This is a genomic window from Psychrobacter sp. Pi2-52 (assembly GCF_904846705.1).
Lineage (GTDB): Bacteria > Pseudomonadota > Gammaproteobacteria > Pseudomonadales > Moraxellaceae > Psychrobacter.
The window spans coordinates 1-21923 of record NZ_CAJHBS010000027.1 but is presented as its reverse complement, the minus strand read 5'-3'; the positions used below and the strand labels follow the sequence as shown (position 1 = coordinate 21923).

Sequence of the window (21923 nt, the reverse complement as noted above, 5' to 3'; positions counted from 1 at the left end):
CTTTACTATAGCATTAATAAAACAAAAAGCCTCCAATAACCCTATTTATATTGTGGTTATTGGAGGCTTTTTGCTACTGCGACATTTATTCCAGCTACATTAGATTTTTCTAATTAGCTTTAAGCACCTAATAATTTGCGGATACGACTGATTGCTTCTCGGCTCTCATCGACACTGGCGACCAGAGCGATACGCACATAACCTTGTCCAGGATTATGACCATCAACTTCACGTGACAAATAGCGCCCTGCCAATGCATGAATATTGGCTTGCTCATACAGCGCTTTGACAAAGATTTCATCGTCACCGCCGAATTGCTCAGGCACTTTGACCCAGAAGTAAAACCCAGCATCAGGCATGCGTAACTCTAGCAATTCCCCAAGCTCAGACATCCATAGGGCAAACTTTTCTTGATATAGCGCTCGATTATGAGCGACGTGTTTTTCGTCTTGCCACGCAGCGATAGAGGCGAGCTGATGAGGTATCGGCATCGCACAACCTTGGTAAGTACGATATTGCAAATAAGCCTGCAAAATTTTGGCATCACCAGCCACAAACCCAGAGCGTAAACCCGGTAAGTTCGAACGTTTGGATAGAGAGTGGAACACGATACAGTTTTTGAAGTCGCGGCGACCAAGGGCTGCACAAGCTTGCAGCAATCCAATCGGTGCTGTATCAAAATACAGTTCGCTATAACACTCGTCACTGGCAATAATAAAACCGTACTGATCTGAAAGACGAATGAGGTATTCCCAGTCATCCATTGTCATGACGGAGCCTGTTGGATTGTTTGGACTACAGACAAACAATAGCTGCGTACGTGTCCAGACGTCTTTTGGCACCGCGCGATAGTCACCTTTGTAGTCATTATCTAATGTACAAGGAACAAAGTAAGGCGTTGCCTGTGCCAGTATCGCCGCGCCTTCATATATCTGATAAAACGGGTTGGGCATGACAACCGTAGGCGATGTATTAGATGCTAAAGAATTGCTATCTTTGTCAGATACATCATGATCAACGACCGCTTGTACAAAGCTAAAAATCGCTTCACGCGTACCCATCACGGGTAATACTTGAGTATTGGCATCGACGTGATTTAGAAAAAACCGCTTCTCTAACCAGTGGGCGATGGTTTGGCGCAGCTCAAACATACCGTTTGTAGTTGGATAACGACTTATTTTGTCCAAGTTTTCGCGTAGGACGTCCAGCACAAATGCAGGGGGTTCGTGTTTTGGCTCACCAATACCGAGCTTTATTTCACTGTAACCGTTGGCAGGCTTGCTATCGGCAAGTAATGTTGCCATCTTTGCGAATGGATAAGGATGTAGATGCTTTAAGTTGTGATTCATAAGTGTGATAACTATAATAGACAATTAATAATAAAGTTATAAAGAAAATTTACATTAGAGCAGTGTAGCACTTCTCTAATTTTTTGTCCTTTTCTTCTTATATTGTGAGTAGGTATTTACCAGGCGTAAGCTATTCATTGTATGACTACCTAATAGGTAGTCGCTCAAAAGTCTTTTAAACATTTCATAATTTATAACCTATAACAATACAAAAAATGACTACATCACAAACGTGGTAGATCGTTTTAAGGATAGTTTGATATGTCTAGTGTGCTAAATAATGATGATCTCATCGCTAAAGATATCAATAATGAAAAACTTGATAACAGTTTGCAGCGCTCTAACCTGTATAAACTGCTCAAAGAGCGCGAACAGAGCTGGTGGCAAGCGCGCCAGCAACTGATCGAGCGTCAAGAAAAGAAAATGTTTTGGTATGGCGAAAACAGCCTCATTATGTGGCTGTTATGGCAATTGGTCGGCTACGTGGTAGTGGCAATGGCTTTGATGCTGCTCAATAATATATTTGGTATCTCATTACCGCTATGGCAATACGTTTCTTTGTTTGTGTTACAGACCCTATTTTTTGTCAGTACACTTGCTGCTAAAGGTCAGTTGGCAAATAAACTGCAGCGCAAAATAGACAATGACGAGCTGATACGCGAAGAAGCGCTCAATGAGATGATTATTTTGGCGGAGGATAGCCTATATCCTGATGTACATGCTAAGTCGCCTATTTCTTTAGAAGCCTTAGACGATTATCTAGATGGACAGTTTCACCTAGCAAGTTTGCAATGTCTGCTACAAAAAGAAGTCGATGCTGGACGTTTAATCATGGAGCAACAGCCACCTGAAGTAGGTGTTTTGCCGCCAGAGCTTGCTGACGATGAACTGAACGAACATGCCAGCGAGATAACTTATAGAAGTACGTTATAAAACGTACTTCTATGATGACTATCAGACTACTTTTGCTAGTTAATATTCAAAATAATGGCTAACCAAAACTATCTAGCCGTATCAAAAATATATTACGCTATTATGCTCTTTCTGAACGGTAAGACTGGCTAACAGAGCTGCCTTTAATGCTTCAAGTCTATCAGGTGAGAGTGGCTTATCGTTTTGATCACTGATATAAAACATATCCTCAGCACGCTCACCTAGAGTAGTAATACGCGCAGCATGTACTTCGATTTGCTCTTGCAAAAATACTTGCCCAACTCGCGCCAATAACCCTGGCTGGTCAAGCGTTTCTAAGCTCATGATGTGTTGGTCTGACGCTTCATTGAATTCGAAGTTAATCACCGTTTTTACTTCAAAGTGTTTTAACTGACGCGGCATACGCTTGTTCGTCAGTTTAAGCACGGTAGGGTCTTTGAACGAGTCGATTAAGCGTTGTTTTAGCTCTTGTTGACTTTCTTCATCGACCAGTAATGTGCCACTAGGATCTAGCAATACATAAGAATCCAAAGCAAAGTCACGGGTCGCTGTGATAATACGTGCATCTAAAACATCAAGATTCATCTGATCAAACACTGCCATAGTAACAGCAAATAGGTTCATCTGATCTTGGGTATAAACAAAGACCTGTACCGCATCAAGCGCCAATTCGCGATGCTCACGCAAAACGACCAATGGTGGACTATCAGCATTAGAAGCCAATCCAATCGGTGGGTGATTCAAAATAGCTTCGGTATGCCATAAAATATCTTCTGCAATCTCTCGCAAGAAATACTCATCGCCCAAGTCATCCCATAGACGCAATACTTCATCGCGGTTCATATGCTGGTTATTGACATTATCTAGCATCGTCAACGCTTGCTTGCGTGTGGCACTAATCATATCTTGACGATTGGTGGGCGCATCGATATCAGCGCGCAAGATGCGCCGAGTTTGTGAGTACAGCTGTTTCATGAGGGTCGCCCGCCAGCTGTTCCATAGCTGTGGGTTGGTCGCATTCATATCAGCCACCGTCAGTACATACAGATGGTTTAGATGAGTCACATTACCGATGAGATCAGAGAAAATAGTCACCACCTCAGGGTCTGAGATGTCTTTTTTCTGTGCAGTAATCGACATAAGAAGGTGATAGCGCGTGAGCCAACCAACCAAGTTTGCATCAGCCAAGCTCATACCATGCGATAAGCAAAACTCAATCGATTCTGTTTGACCAAGCTCACTATGATCGCCGCCACGGCCTTTAGCGATATCGTGGAACATCGCTGCCAGCACCAAAATCTCTTTACGCTCGATACGCTGAAAGATAGAGCTGACCAGCGGAAAATCTTCTTGAAAGGCCGGATCTGTAAATCGATGCAAAATTCTAATCAAAAATAAGGTATGCGCATCTACTGTATAACGATGGAACAAGTCATATTGCATGAGGCCAGTGACTTGCGCAAAAGCGGGAATATAGTTACCCAATACTCCATAGCGATTCATGGTACGTAGACGATGAAACAGGTAATTCTGTTCTTTTAGATTCGATAAAAACAACGCTTTGTGAGTAGGGTTGTCTCTATATATCTGATCGATGCCGCGTGCGGCAATTTTGAGTGCGCGCAGGGTATGGGTGCGAACTTTATCGATGCCATGCTGACCCATCAATAAAAACATCTCTAAGATAGACTCTGGGTGCTGTGCAAACACTCGATGATGCGCAATGGCAATCTGGTTGCCAATACGGTTGAACCGTGCATTTATAGGCTGTTTTTTTGGCCGCTCATCGTCAGGCAGCTGCGGCTCTATGATCGTTTCATAATAATGATTGGTCAGCATCTCAGACAGTGTTGATATTTGCATCGCACAGCGATAGTAGTCGCGCATAAACCGTTCGACCGCAGCATTAGGTTGGTCATCGGGTTGGGTCTCGTAGCCCATTAGCTGAGCGATCTCACGCTGATAATCAAACAACAGCTTGTTTTCATTACGGCCCGTCAGTACATGTAAATAATGTCGAATTTGCCATAAATACCCTTCGGCAAAGCTCAACTCATCAAACTCTTTTTCGGTCAAAAAGTTCTGTTGTACCAAATCATATAGCTTGCTCACGCGAAAATAACGCTTAGTGACCCAGCCGATGATATGGATATCACGTAGTCCGCCTGGTGCTGTTTTGATATTGGGCTCAAGGTTGTACTCGGTAGCATTGTGCTGCAAATAACGCGCTTTGGATTCTTCCATTTTTACATCAAAAAAGGCGCGCGGAGACCACTGTTTGTTGACGATTTGAGCAGGCATGTCTTGCAATGTTTCGTTTCCGATTAGGAGTCGAGCCTCTAGCTGAGCACTGGCAATCGTATGGTCAAGCGCAGCCTCTAGCGCATCATTGACACTACGTACAGAAAGTGCAGGCTCTAGTCCTATATCCCATAGTAGAGCGACCAGTTTGTCAATTTTACTACTAGCATCAGCACCTATTTCACCAGGAGACAGAAGCAAAATATCAATGTCTGAGTAGAGCGATAGCTCACCGCGCCCGTAGCCACCAGTCGCAAAAAACGCCAAATCAGTCTTATCTAACTCAAACCATTTGAATAATGCAATCAATAGGCTGTCGATAGCGCAAGCGCGTGCTGCAACCAGTTGGCGAATATTGGTGCCGCGTTCTAGTGAGCGACTGATATCGTCGTTGATCTGGGCCAACCATTCAGGAATGCCAAGTAGATTCTTGTCTGTCACATTTTTGGCTGACAATGGGGATGAGTCTGTCGCCACCTCACTTGGTAGTATCGGTAAAGGCGTCAAATCAACAGAGGCGATATCACAATTAAACATGAGTGTTATCCAGTTAAGAGTTTAGAAATAGAACGTTTGAGCTGAGCGCTATTAGGCATCTAATGTGCTGATGGCTAATAAAAGTCACGAATAGGAATTATCAATAAAAGTGCTGATAAATATATCAATAGAAGTTATCAGGTCATCTGAGTATAAAGACAAAGCGCCTATAAGCACAATACTCAATATGCCCTAATTAAAGACCAAAAAAAAGACCGCCTAAGCGATCTTTGATTGTACTACTGCGTCAAAAAACTTAAATCTTCTTCGGGGCGAGTAGTAAATACCTCACAACCATTATCTGTTACGACCATGGTGTGCTCCCATTGAGCAGACAATTTACGGTCTTTAGTAATCGCCGTCCACTCATCAGGCAAGATCTTAGTTTGCCACGTGCCTTGGTTAATCATAGGTTCGATGGTAAACGTCATACCTGTTTTTAACTCAAAGCCAGTGCCCTTTTTGCCATAGTGCATGACTTGTGGCTCGTGGTGGAATTCATCACTGATACCATGACCACAGAACTCGCGAACGATACTAAAACGCTCAGGCTCGACAACGGCCTGAATAGCAGCGCCAACATCACCTAGGCGTGCACCGTTCTTGACCACGCTCATACCTGCATAAAGGGCGTCTTGTGCCACTTTGCAAATACGCTGTGCCATGATAGAGCCGTTGCCGACAATCCACATTTTCGAGGTATCGCCATAGTAACCGTCTTTAATGACAGTCACGTCGATATTGATAATATCACCATCTTTTAGCAGCTTGCTTTCAGTTGGGATACCGTGACAGACAACATGGTTGACTGAGGTACAGATAGATTTTGGAAAACCATTATAGTTAAGTGGGGCAGGGATAGCCTGTTGCACATTAACAATATAGTCATGGGCGATTTGATTGAGTGCTTCGGTACTGACGCCAACTTTGACATGCTCGTCGAGCATGACAAGGACATCACTAGCGAGTTTACCGGCCACACGCATTTTTTCTATGGCTTCTGGAGACTGGATAAGGGATTTTTTAGTCATCATCGTATATCTTATAATTATGGGTTCATTGTGGATAGATTATACCATAAACGTACTAATGACACTTTTACGTTAAGTGATAGTGTACCTATCATTATCATTGAAAATAATTGCTTTACAGCTTGGTAAGGGCTTATATGACTCATTAGTCAGACTAATATATTCATATTTTGACAAATTAGTTGAATGTTGCAAGATATATAAGTAATGTAATTTTGCCTGCTAACGGAATTAGCAGCAATTTTTACTGTAGTTGTGCAGTAAAAATAACCAAATCAATGATAACAAGGATGTTGTTATGACGCTTTCTTTGTACATTCGTGCAGCTCTCACACCAAAGACGTTTTTACCAATACTGGGTTCAATTAGTGCTGGTGTGCTTCTAATGACCATGCAAACCACTTCTGCTCAAGCTGCAGGACAATACTATAATTGTGCCAATGCTAATGGTTGCAAGTTGGTGGATAGTAAATATTTCACTTCTAGTTACACTAAAACTCAATATCCAGTCGTCTTAGCACACGGGCTTGGCGGCTTCACGACCTTATTTGGAGTCATTGATTATTTTAATGGGATTCCAGAAGACTTGATGAAAGGTGGCTCAGAGGTATATACCACCAAAACATCAGCGGTCAATAACAGCGAAGTTCGAGGTGAGCAACTGCTACAACAGGTCAAGACCATTGCCGCGATTTCAGGTGAGTCTAAAGTCAATTTGTTTGGACACAGTCAGGGCGGTATAGATATCCGTTATGTCGCTGGCGTCGCGCCAAAGTACGTGGCCTCAGTAACTGCGGTATCAAGCCCAGAGCAAGGATCAAAAACCGCTGATTTTGTTAAAAATGTCCTTGAGCCAAATAATACTTCTGGACAGCCATCTAATGTCACCACCCAGCTAGTATCAGGCGTGTTCAATCTGATTGGTGGCTTTACAGATATTGGTTCGGGTATCAGCTTCAATCAAATTCAACAACAAGATGGCTGGCAAGCGCTCGTGGCTCTATCGACCGATGGTGCTGCTAAGTTCAATGCCAAATTTCCTGCAGCAATGCCAAAAAACTATTGTGGTCAACCGACTAGTACTGCGGTCAATGGCATCAAATACTATTCATTTAGCGGCGTTGGGCAAATAACGAGTGCACTTGACCCTAGCGATTATCTATTGGCCGCAACGGGCGTACCATTTGCAGGTGAGTCTAATGATGGATTGGTATCTGCTTGCTCAAGTCGTCTTGGTTATGTGATTCGTGATAATTATAGAATGAATCATTTGGATTCTGCCGATCAAGTCTTGGGTCTGACGGCATGGGGAGAGTCTGAGCCAAAATCTATCTATCGTACCCAGGTAAACCGTCTGAAAAACGCCAACCTATAAGCTGAACTACAAAATAATAATGCTCATTGATTGAGAAATATCGTTTATGTCAAATAACCGCCGTCCAGCCTATGCAACAATTGCTATCATCGCCGTGGTTATCATTGCCACAGCGGCGGTTATTTTGTGGTTCAAGCCTAGTAATGATGTAAATTCAACTTCAACCAAACCGTCCGTCTCTGATAATGAGAGTAGCGAGTCAGTGATAACTGAGTTGGCTGCGGGACAAGTCGTAAAAGCGACAATGACACCCAGCCAGTCTCAATTTGTCACAGGATTAGAAAATTTACCACGCTCATTAAAGGGCACCCAAATTGATGGTGAAATTATCATCGATGAAAATAAACAGTTGGTCGTCACTGAAGGTCTGCGGCGTTTGTTTGATTATTTTTTATCCGCCCTAGGTGAGGAAGAAGATGCGACTATATTTGCCCGTGTGGAGAGTTATATTCGCCATCACACACCAGAGCCTGCCGCTAGCCAAGCAGTCACTATTTTTAATCAATATGTTGCTTATCTTAAAGCACTTCCTGAGATAGAAAAGCGCTATGGTAATTTGCAATTACAGGCGACCAAAAGTGGTGAGCTGGATTTGAATGCAGTTAGCCAGCAAAAACAAGACATTGCTAATCTACGACAGCAGTACTTTGATAAGCCAACTATCACAGCATTTTTTGGTGCAGAGGATAATTACGATAATTATAGTATAGAGATGGTCAGAATTGACCAAAATAAGCAAATGTCTGATGCACAGAAACAAGCTGCCCGTCAGGACTATATCAGTCGATTGCCAGAGAATGCTACTAAAAGCAATATCATGCAACAAGCCAATATTAGCGAGTTGATGACTCGCACTGAACAGATGAAAGCTCGCGGTGCAACGCCCGAGGAATTATATAATATGCGCCGAGAGCTAGTAGGCGCACCAGCAGCAGAAAGGCTGGCACAAGTAGATCAAGAAGACGCTAATTTTGACCAACGTTTCACCCAGTATGAAACTCAAAAAAATCGCTTATTAAGCCAAGGTGTCGATGCAGCCCAAGCGCAAATTCAAATCAATCAGCTTGAACAGCAATTATTTAATGATACTGAGCGTAAGCGTCTGGATGGCTATGCGGCATTGCAACGACAGCAAGCTGCCAATAATCCATAATTACTGTCACTAGCTACCGTCAATAACCATCGTTGATCTGGATGGATATCGTTAGCAGCTCATTTAGGTGCTGGCAAGGGCAAGTAGCAAGATATTTGCAAAGTAGTACAAAATGCATTCCGAATAACTACCCAGTTTATGATGACACCTCCCTGTGAGTCATGCACAATATTGCCATTGTTTAGAGCATTAAATAAAACAATAAATGAATCATAATAAGTCCGAGCTTTTACTATGTTTATTAGAGCTTATCTTTTGTCTATTAGCGCTGAGGGCTCAAGCAGATAGTGTGTTTAGTAAAAGTATCGGGTGTAATAAAGCGAGGAGTTGAAATGAAGAACATGACTAAAGTAATGATGGCCGCGACATTGGCAGTTGGTACACTTGCTGCGGGTTGCCAGACGACGAGTTTACCTGCGCCAGTTAACCAACCAATCACTGCAGATATCTTGCAAGCGCACAACTGGCAGCTCGTTGATGCCAAACGTAGCAATGGTGATAAAGTAACGCAATTATTTTTTGACCCAGCCAAGCCTTTGACGTTAAGTTTCATGAATGATAACGGTAGAGATTACGTGGCATTTATGAATACCTGTAATAACATGGGTGCTGGATATAGCGTTGCAAACGGTGAGGTAGAGATTAAAAACGGCATCAGTACTATGATGGCATGTCCTGAACCGCAAGCCAGTTTTGACACTGCTGCATTAGCCACTGTAAAAGGTAAATATAGCCTTAGTAAGAATGCCAACAATGTGCCTATTTTGACCATCAAAAACGATGATCAAGTCGCTTATTTTAAAGCCGTTGCGAAGTAGCTTAATGATTGAGTAAACAGTTTGACTGGTTCGTGAACTTAAACACTTCTAATTACTTGTCTAAAAATACTCATTTAAAATTGCTCATTTAAAGCTACTCTTCTTGAAACGCAAAATGCCTCGCTATCAAGTGGGGCATTTTTTTATCCAAAATTTGACTCAGTTTAGGCTACACTAGAGCCATAACCCTATAATACCTTTGATATCGTAAAATATTAGCTATGGCGTTGAGTCAGCAACAGTGACGATAGTTTTTAATTATTCACAATACTTTTATCATTAGGATCTATTGGATACCGCGCTATGTTTGAAACCATAAAAGTCATTACTACGATAGTTATAGTTACCGTCCTCACTGGCTGTCAGACATTACCTAATACCTCAGTAAAAAAGCCAACCAGTACAGTTGAGACCAATCCGCTGACTGCACGTATGCCAGTGATTGATCGCAGAGGATATATTGCCTATGTAGAAGAGCAAGGAATAGGTACGGCTAAAGTATCGTCACTCTATAGTATCCGTCCTGACGGTAGCGATCGTCAGCTCATCGATCAGCTTAATGGCTATATCTATGCGCCAGCATGGTCGGCAGACGGACAACTGCTTGCATACAGCAAACAAGCCCCGCGTGAGCATCCCAAAATTTATATTTATGATCGTAGTAGCAAGACGCGCAATCTAGTGGTAAATGCTGAAGGCAGCAATATGTCAGCGTCATTTTCACCCGATGGTCAAGATTTGCTCTATAGCTCTACTGTCGGTGGTAATGCTGATATCTATAAGATGCGTCTGAGTGATGGTCATACTCAGCAGTTAACGACCCTGCCGAGTACAGAGGTACAGCCAAGTTATGCTGCGGATGGCAAGAGCTTTGTCTATACCAGTGATAAAGTCCGTGCTGGACGACCGCGAATTTATCGTTATGACTTTGCTACGGGCAATGCGACACCTGTATCAACAAATGGGTATGTGGCCAGCCCTCAGCTTAGCTTAGATGGTCAGCGTATGGCTTATCTAAATGGTCGCAAGGCGGCTGTCATGACCTTGACGACTGGGCAAGTGGTCAACTTAGCAGAAACAGGACTTGATGAGCCCGCCCGTCTATCTCCCTCTGGCAATTATGCCGTCTATCCAACTCGCCGCTTGAATGTGGGCGGGCAAGCAGCAGGCCAAAGTAGTGGTAGTCTAGTTATCCATTCGCTGTCAGGCAATATCAGCTATGCCATTAGCGGCCAAAATGGTGGAGTCGTACGCTCACCGATATGGGGTCGTTAGAGAAGTATGTCTTATACCGTGATATGTATATAAACTTATTTGTAAAACAACATAAGTTTATAAATATTAAGTGAAGAGCCTTAGCTTTTGTAGTAGGTTATTACAAATAGAAGATTAGGTTCACAAAGGGAGAACCCGCGTAATGCAAGAGGCTTTTTTCGTGTTCATCACCAAAATAAGTTTATATCCAACGATTGTTTTCACCGGTCTTGTGATGTTCGTTACTCTATATTGGGTAGTATCTTTACTCGGCATGGCAGATATGGACAGCGTGGATGCTGTAGAGACAGGTAGTGATGCTGCTGTCTCTGATTTATCATCGACCGGTTTTTTTACAGGCCTCATGCTGAAGTTTGGTCTCTACGGTGTGCCTCTAGTCATTATATTGAGCTTAGTTAGTTTAATCGGTTGGTTATTGAGCTATTTGTATACCAGTTTCTTACATCAAAATTTTGACTCTGGTGTTCTGTATTACGTATTTGGCACAGGGGCACTAATATTCGTATTGGTCGTTTCTATGTGGCTAACAGGCATGATCATTTCACCCATCCGCAAAAACATTGCCAGAATCCCCAAACGTAATTCTGCTAATAATGTAGGCAAAATCGCGATTGTGCGCACACTTAGTGTGACGGACAAGCACGGTGAGGCAGAATTGAATGATGGCGGTGCAGGTTTGATACTCAAGGTTCGTTCAGACAACAGTACTAGCTTACTGAAAAAGGGCGATAGAGTGATGTTGGTCGCGTATTTAGAAGAAAAAAATACCTATCAAGTCGCTCCTGTTGAAGATAAATAATTATAAATCGTTTAGTCGATACGACTTTCTATCATCGCTTTTAGCATAGAGTAAACTCGAAAATAAGATAAGCCTTGATAAATAATAAACAGCCACTGAGCTAAAAAACCTCTATTTTTACATCATACGAACGGTTTTAAATTTAGTTATTGTTGGTTCAACTAGTTCAGGTATGAGAAAGGCAAGTGAGACTGCTACATAGAGTAGTTGAGCAAGCCGGACCGAACATCTGAAGGATATAGAACTGACTATAGAATGTTTCAATTAAAGGAATAAACATGGACATACTCATTATCGTCGGCGTGGTTGTGGTGCTGGCGTTTGTTTTCATTATGGCAGCACTGTTGATGCTCAAAGCCTTTTACTTCAAGGTTGAGCAGGGCAAAGCACTAATTATCAACGGTGTGAGCAAAATAGCCGTACGTTTTGATGGTGGCTTTGTTTGGCCAGTTATTAATAAAAAAGAGCTGATGAGAATCTCGCTCATCACGTTGGAAGTTGATAGACGCGGTAAAGAAGGACTGATTTGCGCCGATAACATGCGTGCTGATATCACAGTCGCATTTTATCTACGTGTCAATGAAACCGAAGAAGATGTGCTAAAAGTCGCCAAATCGGTTGGGGTTGAGAGAGCTTCAGATAAAGTCGCTGTTAATGAGCTGTTTAATGCCAAGTTTTCAGAGGCGCTAAAAACAGTTGGTAAGCAAATAGATTTCGTTAAATTGTTTGAAAACCGCAGCGAGTTTCGTGACAGTATCGTTCAAGAAATCGGTAACGATCTAAACGGCTATGTCTTAGAAGATGTCGCAATCGATTATCTAGAGCAAACACCGAAAGTATCGTTGGACTCAAGTAATATTCTAGATGCTGAAGGTATCAAAAAAATTACTCAGCTAACGGCTTTTCAAAACGTTATTACCAATGAGCTTGAGCGTGATGAAGAGCTAGCGGTTAAGAAAAAGAACGTTGAAACCAGAGAGGCGATGCTAGAGCTTGAGCGTCAACAAGCCGATGCTGAAGCCAAGCAAAAGCGTGAAATATCCTCAGTGATTGCCCGTGAAACGGCTGAAACTCGTAAGATTGAAGAGGAAGAGCGTAAGAAGTCAGAAACAGCCGTCATCATGGTTGAGCAGGACTTAGCGATTCAGCGAGAGAATCAGCAACGTGAAATTGAAGTAGCAGGTCAAAATCGTCTGCGTGCAGTTGTCATCGAAGAAGAGAAGGTTACGCGTGCCCGTGACTTAGAAATCGTCTCTCGTGAGCGTGAAGTGGACTTGCAACGCATCGAGGCTGAACGTGCGATTGAACTTGAGAAAAAAGAAATCGCCAATGTCATCCGCGAGCGTATTGCGGTCGACAAAACAGTGGCGCAAGAAGAAGAGCGTATCAAAGAAGTTCGCGAAGTTAGTGAGGCTGAGCGTTCTAAGCAAACACGCGTCCTAGCTGCTGAAGCGGATGCTGAAGAAATCAAAGTACGTCAGGTGAAAAAAGCCGAAGCCGAAGAGCTGTCAGCCAAGCATAAAGCCGTTGAAATCACTACGCTTGCTACGGCTAACCTTGAAGCCTCTGCCAAAGAGTCAGAAGCCAAAATCAGAATGGCTGAAGGTATTAAAGCCGAAGAGTCTGCACATGGCTTTGCTGAAGCTGCTATTCAAGAAGCCAAGTCGGTCTCTATGGAAAAAGAAGGCATTGCTAGAGCCAATATTATTAAAGCGACTGGACAAGCTGAAGCGCAGTCAGAGCGTGAAAAAGGTATGGCAGATGCTGAGGTTATCGCGGCTCGCGGTGAATCTAAGGCGAAAGCTGAGCGTGACATTGGTATGGTCGATGCAGAGATTATTGCTGCTCGTGGTCAATCTACTGCCAAGGCTGAACGTGAAAAAGGCATGGCAGATGCTGAAATCATCGCAGCACGTGGTGAGTCTAATGCCAAAGCAGAACGCGAAGTTGGACTGGCAAAAGCCGAAGTCACTCGCGCACACTTCCAAGCCGAAGCAGATGGTTTGGTCGAGAAATTCAATGCAATGGGTAGCATGAATAAAGAAGCGCGTGAGCACGAAGAGTTCCGCATGAGTCTTGAGACAGCCTTGCAAGAAGCACTGGCATCGATCGACGCAGGTAAAGAGATTGCCAAAGAAAATGCTGAAGTATTGGCAGTAGCACTACAAAAAGCCAAAATCGATATTGTTGGCGGCGAAGCGCATTTCTTTGATAACTTTGCCAAGTCACTATCTATCGGTAAAGCCATCGATGGCCTAGCAGGTAAGTCAGATACGTTGAGCGGTATTATCAATGGCGTGATGGCTAGTCAAGCTATGAAAGCAACCAAGCAAAATGATGATAAAACCATTTAATATTAAGACATGTCTTTATAGATTGAAGACACGCGCCAAAATTAATGCATTTCTCCCTTGATAACTAGCTTGTCATTTAGGAGGCAGGCTGAATCTAACCAACTCGTTCTATACATCTTCATAGAGCGATAGCCAACTTATTATTAATAATGAGTTGGCTAATCTAAAAAATCAGCAGTGATGAATCGTTTTTTTAGATTAGCCAAGTGCTTCTTTACTTTCGATGATCTTCATCTCAAATAACTTCTTATTTTCCTTATTGCCAAAAAATTCTCTTATTATGTAAAAACAGAAACGGACGAGCAACGATGGCGGACACGCAAAACCTAACCACTCCAGATAGCAATGACAACCCTAATGCTAGTCAAGCAAGCCAAACTGATCAGGCGGTTGCCTCGGGCAATGCTTATGAGCTCATCAAAAAACGTTTGACAGAACAAGGTGCTCGTTTAGAGCAACAGACGGCCACGCTAAATACTGCACGCCTTGAAGAGTTCGGCAGTACTCAAATGCAAGTCATCGCCCGTACGCGTATCCGTACCGAACATAACTGTGTGGCGCAGGATATGGTGCAAGTAGGCGAATATCTACTGTTTGGCTACAACGTTTTTATGGGACTCAAACGTGCAAGCAATGTTAAGGATGTATTGTCGCTATATCGTTTGATTGAGCCAGTCGAAAGTGAAGAAGAGTACCAACTTGAAGAAGTCGATTTAACAAGCACTTTTTTGGGTCAAGATGCCTTTGTCCAAGACTTCAATGAGCTGTACCGATATTATAAGCAAACGCGCTTAATTCAAATAACGGTGAAAGACAGCAAATTGCTATTAGCGTTTCAGATTGGAGAGCGCATCACTGATATTCGAGTGTTCCGTTTCGCGCTAGATTTTAGCCAAGGCACACCAGAGTCTGCTCAAGTCGCTTACGTCGACAATCGTGGCGAGCGTGACATTGAACTGCCACCTGCCTATGATTTTGACTGGATAGAAACCACACGCGATCAGATGATCAACGGCAAATATCCGCATATGAATATCTTGGATACGATATTTGTAGAGACGGTCGGTGGAGATCTGACCATCAAGATTGAGGATAATACGCAGTCAGGGCAGGGTATCTATAGTGAGCCTGTCGAAGATCGTACTCAGTCGTTGACCGATGCCGAGATTGCTTATGCCAAAGTTGGCAGTTTAATCCTGCTCAAAATATTGCCCTATCGTGAAGAGGACTACCGTTATTTTGTTTATAACACTTTAACCGAAGCGGTATTACGTTTGGATGCGATTGGACAATCGTGTGTGCAGCTGCCAGAAGACCACGGCATCATATTTCCGGGTGGCTACTATCTGCAAACGGGCGAATATAAGCTGTTTGATGCCAATAACGTGGACGCCAAAGACTTAAAATTCAAACGCAAAATCATATCGCCAAATGGTGAAGATGTTCTATTTTTATTTTATGACAGAGACTTGGGCGTCACGGGGTTGTTTCCTTATAATTTGATTAAAAAGCAATTAGCAAACCCTATCTATTGCAACGGTATGGCTTTGGCTGAGAATGGCCGTTTGGTGCTGTTTAGCGATCAAAGTGAGCCATCTCGTATTCACCCGATGCAGATATGGCATACCCCTTATGCCTCACACGAGTATGTGAGTGAGCTGCCAGAAAGCACGAGCTTCTATGGCAAAATCGGTAATAAAGAACTGGTACGTGGTATCTCAGACCTGTATAGCATTACTCGCCTGATTGATAATCAAAGCGTGTCTCAAAAGCTCTATGAAGAGTTGGCTGACAATACCAGCAGATTGTTTGATAGTTACTACTGGCTGTCTGAGCCTGAGCTGACTGACGTCGCCAGTAGTATTAAAGAAGTGACGGCCACGGCTGAGCTTGTCATCGATGAGTTCGCCAAAGTACAAAGTATCCAAAAGCAAACCCAAACTGCGCTAGCCGATGCTGATACGCAGCAAAGTGAGATTTTGCGGCAGATACGCGTCACTAGCTTTGAGTCTGCCAGTGATTATGTCGATCAGTTGTCAGCATTAAGACGCCAAAAAGGTCGCTTGGTCAGCTTGGAAGATTTGCGCTATCTAGATGCTGATAAGTTACAAGCATTGCAAAAGCAATTAGAGGAAGCAGAGAGCGAGCTTGCTGAAAAAACGGTGCTGTTTTTAAGTGGTGAAGAGGCACTCTCAAGCTACGAAGGCATATTGGTCGATGTCAGTGAGCGCTTAAACACCGCTGAAACCAATGCTGAGCTAAAACCCGTACTAGAAAAAATTGATGAAACAGCGCAAGGGTTAGATTTATTGACCGAGCTATTAGGGACGCTAGATGTGGCCGATGCCACGGTGCGTACGCAAATTATCGATGACATATCGACCATTTATGCGAGCCTAAACCAGAGCAAAGCCAAGCTCAATCATAAACGCAAAAACCTGGGATCTGCGGAGGCTGTCGCGCAATTTGGTGCGCAGTTTAAGCTGTTTGGTCAATCTATTGCCAATGCGTTATCCATTGCCAATACGCCTGAGAAATCAGACGAGCAAATGGCAAAATTGCTGGTACAGTTAGAAGAGTTAGAAAGCCAGTTCGCTGATCCAGAGACCAATAGTGGCGATCAGTTTTTAGCCGATATTATTAGCAAGCGTGAAGAGATTTACGAGACCTTTGAAAACCATAAGCAGCAATTGCTCGATGCTCGTAACCGTAAAGCGCAAAACTTAGGTGATGGTGCGCTGCGAATGCTTGAGAGTATTAAAAAACGCACGCAAAGCACTGGCGTCACAGGCTTTACAGAGGAAGAGGCGTTAAATACGTATTTTGCGGCTGATGGTCTGGTGCAAAAAGTCCGTACCATTGCAAAAGAGCTGCAAGCGATGGGCTTTAGTGTCAAAGCCGATGACATCGATGCCCGCCTAAAAGCCATCCAAATCGAGAGCTATAAGAGTTTAAAAGACAAGTCGGACTTGTTTGAAGATGGTGGTCAAATCATCAAACTGGGCAAGCACCGTTTTTCAGTCAATACTCAGCCGCTGGATTTGACCTTATTGAGTCGTCAGCAGTCAGATGGCAAGCGCGTGCTGAACTTGCATCTAACGGGTACAGATTATTATGAAGTGCTTAATAACACTGAGCTAAACGCCTTGCGTCCGTATTGGGACATGAATATCGCCTCCGAGTCTGACAAGGTGTACCGCGCCGAGTACTTGGCGTATAGCATTATTGAAAGTGCTAAAAATAGCCAAGATGGACTAACCGAAGAACGTTTATATCAAGCATATGATGCGACTATCATTACCCTCGATGTTAATAGTGACATTGATAATGACAGCCCATTGTCCAAGTTGGTCAAAGCTTACGCCACCCCGCGTTATCAGCTTGGCTATGACAAAGGCATTCATGACCATGATGCCACGCTATTATTGATGCAAATACTGCCGACATTGCGTGAGGCAGGGCTACTGATTTATACCCCGCAAGTAAGAGCATTGGCGCAATTATTCTATTGGCAGCTAAATATTGTACAAGCGCTTGGTTTAGATAGCTTACGTCAATTTGGTTATGACGCTTGGTTAAATGAATCAGTGCTGACACGTGCAAATAATTGGACGGATAGAGCCGCGACCGCTGAGCAATTGCGCCGTGCATTGGGCAGCGATACTGCGAAGTCTCTATTGGTCGAGGACATGAGCCAAGTGATGCGTCATTTTGTTATGGCTCATAATGATGACAGTCTTAGCGCTGATAAAGATGGTAGCGTTGATAAAGGCGCCAACATCTTCAAACTAAGCTACGTTCAGCTTGCTTGTGAATACTTGGTGAGCGTCATGGGACAGTCGGCTGAAACCAATGCCGGCGCACATAACACAATAAAATGGCAAACCAGCCAACAAGCGCAGCAGTTGTGTGAGCAGCTAAGCCAAACGCTAAATAGCGCGTCAGGTAGCACGCAAAATACCGCCAGTTTTGATCAACTACAGTCTTCTATCAGTAAGCTTGGCTTCCAACCCAAATCAGCCTATGAGCTACTAGCCACATGGTTTCATGCACTACTTGATAAAACCTACGGCAGTACTGAGTCGGCTAACGTATTAGCTGATGGTTTGGGTGAGGCAGGCGAGGCACTCAGTGAAGATCAGCTTGCTGAGATTGAAACACAAAACGCGCTACGCAAGCAACAGCTAGAGAGTGGCCGTCATTATGTGCCTGAAGCCATTGCTGTCTTACTTACCCAGTTAAATGATGCTCAGCGTGAAGCTTTGGTGCAACGATTGATTGATTCAGGCGCTACTTTTAATAAAGGGGCTTTTAATAAAGGGCTAAGTGCTAAAGGATTGGGCAATCAAGGTTTAAACAGTACAGGCACCAGTGGCACGCCATCGGCCTTGTCATTTTCCTCAATCACCTCGTCGGCTACGTCATCGACTACATCATTGACCAGTATTAATAATCCGCTCAATCAAGTACAAAGCTTTGAACGTAGCACGGGTAAGGTATCGCTTGAGATACAAGTCAATAATTTGCTGGGTGAGCATATACGTATTCATCAGCAGACCTTAACCTTTGCCGTCGATGATTTCTTAAATCGTTTGCATCATCATGATGCGCAAGTCATCCCTGCCTATAGACGTTATCTGGCCATGCGCTCAGAGATATTGCATGATTCAAAAGAGACGTTGCGACTGGACGAGTTTATGCCGCGTCCACTGTCCTCATTTGTACGTAACCGTCTGATTAACGAGAGCTATCTGCCACTCATCGGTGACAACCTTGCCAAACAGATGGGCACGGTCGGCGAGGATAAGCGTACCGATTTGATGGGTATTCTTATGATGATATCGCCACCGGGGTATGGTAAAACCACCTTGATGGAGTACGTGGCAAATCGCCTCGGCCTTATCTTCATGAAGATTAACTGTCCGTCACTCGGTCATGACGTCACCTCATTAGATCCCGAAAAAGCACCCAATGCCACCGCCCGAGAAGAGTTGAATAAAATCAACTTGGCCTTTGAGATGGGCAATAACGTCATGCTGTATCTCGATGATATTCAGCATACGCACGCGGAGTTTTTGCAGAAGTTTATCTCACTCGGTGATGGTACACGCCGTATCGATGGCGTCTGGCAAGGCAAGACTAAGACCTATGACATGCGTGGCAAAAAGTTCTGCGTGGTCATGGCAGGTAACCCTTATACCGAAAGCGGCGAGGCCTTTAAAGTCCCCGACATGCTTGCCAACCGTGCCGATATCTACAACTTAGGCGATATCATGAGCGGCATGGAAGAAGTGTTTGCGCTTAGTTATATTGAAAACTCGCTGACCTCTAATACGGTTCTTGCACCACTGGCCAACCGTGACTTAAGCGATGTGCATCGTTTGATTAAAATGGCAAAAACAGACAATGCCAACCTCGTTCAAGCACAAAGCAGCGATCTGACGTATCCGTATAGCACTTCAGAAGTTAACGAAATTATCGCCATCTTGCGCCATATGTTTAGGGTGCAAGAAGTCATTTTGGACGTCAACCAAGCCTATATTGCCTCCGCCTCGCAAGATGATAAGTATCGTGTTGAGCCGATATTTAAGCTGCAAGGCAGTTATCGTAATATGAATAAGATGACCGAAAAGCTGTCGGCAGTCATGAATGAAGAAGAGCTAAACCAGCTTATAGATGATCACTATCTGGGCGAGTCGCAGCTATTGACCCAAGGCGCAGAGAGTAACTTGCTCAAGCTTGGCGAGATGCGCGGTGTCTTGACTGAAGCAGAAACAGAGCGTTGGGCGCAAATCAAAGCCGACTTCCTACGTAACAAAGCCATGGGCGGTGAAGATGGCGATACGGGCGCGCGTATCGTTGCCCAGTTGGTCGATTTGGCCAGTGGTTTCAATGCCATCAGTAGCCAGTTTGAGACATACTTAACGAAAAACGACCCAAAGCAAATCGCTCGCTTACGAGAAGCAGGTCAACAAGCGCAACTCGATGCCCAGCTAAACGCCCAATTAGAAGCACAGAAAATCCTCGCAGATAGCGTCATTAACAATGCCAAAGTCGTCAGCCATAGCATAGATAACGGCTTTGAAAAAAGTCTGAATCAGCTGATGCAAATATACAAGCATGATCACAACGCTGAGAAGGCAGAAGGTGAGTATCTCAAGCAAAACCAATATGCACAAAAACAGCTCATGGTGCAGCTAGTCAACGCTGTTGAACAACTGGCGCAAAAAATGGCGGATAGCTTGGTTAGCAATAATGATAATCAAACAGCCGATAGCGATATCCCTAATATTCATCAGCAAACGGCACTGATGGCAACTGCCCTCAAGCAAGCATTAGAGCCATTGACGATGCGGATGGATGAGAAGCTGGCGATTGATACCAGCACCGATCAATCTGGTAAGTTAATCGTCAATAGTCTCAACAGACTTAATAAAATATTTGACGACTATGATTAGTAGACTATAGTGACCAGTGACTAATGTAGTAAACAAACAAATGAGAAAATTATGGCGCACAAAAAGAAGAACGTCCGCAAAAAACTTTGCCCTATCTGCGAGCGCGAATTTAGCTGGACTAAGAAGCTTGATAAAAACTGGGAGAGCATGGTCTATTGCTCAGACCAGTGTCGCCGAATTAAGAAATATGAGGGCGTAGAACATCAAAAGTAGGATTTCGCCACAACAAAAATAGTTAGAAGTAGATGGGAGCAAATAATGACACATAAAAAAGCAAATCTACCGCAAAAAACCTGCCCCGTCTGCCAGCGCCCATTTACGTGGCGTAAGAAGTGGGAAAAGGACTGGGAGCAGGTGGTCTATTGTTCTGAGCGGTGTCGGCGAACTAAAGGTAAAGTAGATTGAGATTAAACTATGGCGAAATGAGTAGACAGCTAACCTTTCTTTTCGCTCATATCTGCTTACCTACACAAGCCACTGGCTAAAGTTTGGTGCGTCGCCTGCTTCGTATCTCAAAATTAACTATTACAAATCGCTTAGCCAAGTAAGATAACCGCTATTACTTATTCTTAAGTAAGCAAAAAACTTATATTATTGAATGTTACACTCTTTTTAATTTCTTATATATAACTACTAAAAGCTGACAAATATAATGATTATAGAAGCATCTATTCTAGCCAGTTTGTTAAAAGAACCAGTAACCAAATCAGCTACTTGGCTGTTTGGGAAAGGTTCAGTAGTTATTAAAAATAGGAAAATAGAAAATGCGCTACAAGGCTTATCTGAGAAAATAACAGACGTTGCAAAAGTAAAAACAATATACAAAAATGATTCTAGTATAGACTTGCATGAATTCTATATTCCAACCAGAGTAAAGAATGTAAATATTCAGATTAATAAAATTATAGATGTTAATGAAGAAAATATTGTTCTTGAGGGGACAGTGGGTCAGGGTAAGTCCATATTTATGAGGTATCTAACTTATCAAGAGGCTAAGTTAGGTAAAAGAATACCTATTTTTCTAGAACTACGGAAGCTTGAAAATAACCAGAGTTTAGAAGATGCAGTTAGCTCTACTATAGCTGAATGGATACCAATATTTACTAAAAAAAACTTTCACGTGTTGGCTGAACGTGGGGATTTAGTTTTATTTTTAGACGGTTTTGACGAGGTAAGTCGTGACAAAATAAAAGGGTTCTTGAACGAAATAGAAAAGTGGCATAGGTATTATCCTAAAATGCAAATGATAATCAGCTCTCGTCCAGGAGATGATATTCAAAATATTAGTGCTTTTAAAGTATATCAGTTAGATCCATATAAATACCCCGAACAAAAAGCATTAATAGATAAGTTAGTTCAAGAAGAAGATGTTAGAAATATTTTAAAAGAATCCATTGAAGAAAGTAATTCTGAAATTAAAGGTCTACTTACAACACCTTTGATGGTAACTTTATATGTGATGATATAGTCAGTCCAAAATAGAAAAGGTACAATGCTTTTAAACCAAGCAAAGAGAAATATAAAAGATGACCTACTCAGC

General features: G+C 43.1%; 14 protein-coding genes. 11 read left to right on the top strand and 3 right to left on the bottom strand.

The annotated features are described in order from the left end of the window. Window positions 1-119: 119 nt before the first annotated feature. Window positions 120-1349, bottom strand: a complete 1230-nt coding sequence (dapC, locus tag JMY00_RS12240) for a succinyldiaminopimelate transaminase (protein ID WP_201580339.1) — start codon at window positions 1347-1349, stop codon at window positions 120-122. A 261-nt stretch (window positions 1350-1610) separates the two neighbouring features. Between dapC and JMY00_RS12235 the strand changes: the two genes are divergently transcribed. Beyond that, window positions 1611-2282, top strand: a complete 672-nt coding sequence (locus JMY00_RS12235) for a hypothetical protein (RefSeq protein WP_201580338.1) — start codon at window positions 1611-1613, stop codon at window positions 2280-2282. 81 nt (window positions 2283-2363) lie between these two features. On the opposite strand, the gene glnD is transcribed toward JMY00_RS12235, so the two are convergent. Then, window positions 2364-5120, bottom strand: coding sequence for a [protein-PII] uridylyltransferase (glnD, locus tag JMY00_RS12230; protein WP_201580337.1), 2757 nt, complete (start codon window positions 5118-5120; stop codon window positions 2364-2366). Window positions 5121-5359: 239 nt separating this feature from the next. Further along, window positions 5360-6154 (bottom strand): type I methionyl aminopeptidase, encoded by a 795-nt coding sequence (gene map, locus JMY00_RS12225; protein WP_101204961.1) that lies wholly within the window; start codon window positions 6152-6154, stop codon window positions 5360-5362. Between the two features lie 295 nt (window positions 6155-6449). Between map and JMY00_RS12220 the strand changes: the two genes are divergently transcribed. From JMY00_RS12220 to JMY00_RS12175, 10 genes are all read left to right on the top strand, one after another. Further along, window positions 6450-7526 carry a triacylglycerol lipase gene (locus tag JMY00_RS12220; RefSeq protein WP_201580336.1) on the top strand — a complete coding sequence of 359 codons (1077 nt, stop codon included), beginning with the start codon at window positions 6450-6452 and terminating at the stop codon, window positions 7524-7526. A gap of 46 nt (window positions 7527-7572) precedes the next feature. Further along, entirely contained in the window at window positions 7573-8679 is a 1107-nt protein-coding gene (locus tag JMY00_RS12215; RefSeq protein WP_201580335.1) for a lipase secretion chaperone, read from the top strand. A 332-nt stretch (window positions 8680-9011) separates the two neighbouring features. Next, complete coding sequence (locus tag JMY00_RS12210; RefSeq protein WP_201580334.1) at window positions 9012-9497, top strand: META domain-containing protein; 486 nt, start codon at window positions 9012-9014, stop codon at window positions 9495-9497. A 303-nt stretch (window positions 9498-9800) separates the two neighbouring features. Then, window positions 9801-10772, top strand: a complete 972-nt coding sequence (locus tag JMY00_RS12205; RefSeq protein ID WP_201580333.1) for a PD40 domain-containing protein — start codon at window positions 9801-9803, stop codon at window positions 10770-10772. Between the two features lie 142 nt (window positions 10773-10914). Continuing rightward, window positions 10915-11571: a hypothetical protein gene (locus JMY00_RS12200; RefSeq protein WP_201580332.1), complete on the top strand. Its 657-nt coding sequence runs from the start codon at window positions 10915-10917 to the stop codon at window positions 11569-11571. Between the two features lie 278 nt (window positions 11572-11849). Further along, on the top strand, window positions 11850-13925 hold the full coding sequence (locus tag JMY00_RS12195; RefSeq protein WP_160023089.1) for a hypothetical protein: 2076 nt from the start codon (window positions 11850-11852) through the stop codon (window positions 13923-13925). A gap of 308 nt (window positions 13926-14233) precedes the next feature. Then, entirely contained in the window at window positions 14234-20383 is a 6150-nt protein-coding gene (locus JMY00_RS12190) for a DNA repair ATPase (protein ID WP_201580331.1), read from the top strand. A gap of 51 nt (window positions 20384-20434) precedes the next feature. After that, window positions 20435-20596, top strand: coding sequence for a DUF2256 domain-containing protein (locus tag JMY00_RS13700; RefSeq protein WP_201580330.1), 162 nt, complete (start codon window positions 20435-20437; stop codon window positions 20594-20596). Window positions 20597-20641: 45 nt separating this feature from the next. Then, entirely contained in the window at window positions 20642-20788 is a 147-nt protein-coding gene (locus tag JMY00_RS12180) for a DUF2256 domain-containing protein (RefSeq protein WP_201580329.1), read from the top strand. A 247-nt stretch (window positions 20789-21035) separates the two neighbouring features. Next, a complete protein-coding gene (locus tag JMY00_RS12175; protein ID WP_201580328.1) occupies window positions 21036-21851 on the top strand; it encodes an NACHT domain-containing protein in 816 nt (271 codons plus the stop codon). The last annotated feature ends 72 nt before the right edge of the window (window positions 21852-21923 follow it).

Excerpts from the sequence above, each read along its gene's own strand:
- dapC (WP_201580339.1), bottom strand. The coding sequence starts at position 1,349 with ATGAATCACAACTTAAAGCATCTACATCCTTATCCATTCGCAAAGATG.
- JMY00_RS12235 (WP_201580338.1), top strand. The coding sequence starts at position 1,611 with ATGTCTAGTGTGCTAAATAATGATGATCTCATCGCTAAAGATATCAAT.
- glnD (WP_201580337.1), bottom strand. The coding sequence starts at position 5,120 with ATGTTTAATTGTGATATCGCCTCTGTTGATTTGACGCCTTTACCGATA.
- map (WP_101204961.1), bottom strand. The coding sequence starts at position 6,154 with ATGATGACTAAAAAATCCCTTATCCAGTCTCCAGAAGCCATAGAAAAA.
- JMY00_RS12220 (WP_201580336.1), top strand. The coding sequence starts at position 6,450 with ATGACGCTTTCTTTGTACATTCGTGCAGCTCTCACACCAAAGACGTTT.
- JMY00_RS12215 (WP_201580335.1), top strand. The coding sequence starts at position 7,573 with ATGTCAAATAACCGCCGTCCAGCCTATGCAACAATTGCTATCATCGCC.
- JMY00_RS12210 (WP_201580334.1), top strand. The coding sequence starts at position 9,012 with ATGAAGAACATGACTAAAGTAATGATGGCCGCGACATTGGCAGTTGGT.
- JMY00_RS12205 (WP_201580333.1), top strand. The coding sequence starts at position 9,801 with ATGTTTGAAACCATAAAAGTCATTACTACGATAGTTATAGTTACCGTC.
- JMY00_RS12200 (WP_201580332.1), top strand. The coding sequence starts at position 10,915 with ATGCAAGAGGCTTTTTTCGTGTTCATCACCAAAATAAGTTTATATCCA.
- JMY00_RS12195 (WP_160023089.1), top strand. The coding sequence starts at position 11,850 with ATGGACATACTCATTATCGTCGGCGTGGTTGTGGTGCTGGCGTTTGTT.
- JMY00_RS12190 (WP_201580331.1), top strand. The coding sequence starts at position 14,234 with ATGGCGGACACGCAAAACCTAACCACTCCAGATAGCAATGACAACCCT.
- JMY00_RS13700 (WP_201580330.1), top strand. The coding sequence starts at position 20,435 with ATGGCGCACAAAAAGAAGAACGTCCGCAAAAAACTTTGCCCTATCTGC.
- JMY00_RS12180 (WP_201580329.1), top strand. The coding sequence starts at position 20,642 with ATGACACATAAAAAAGCAAATCTACCGCAAAAAACCTGCCCCGTCTGC.
- JMY00_RS12175 (WP_201580328.1), top strand. The coding sequence starts at position 21,036 with ATGATTATAGAAGCATCTATTCTAGCCAGTTTGTTAAAAGAACCAGTA.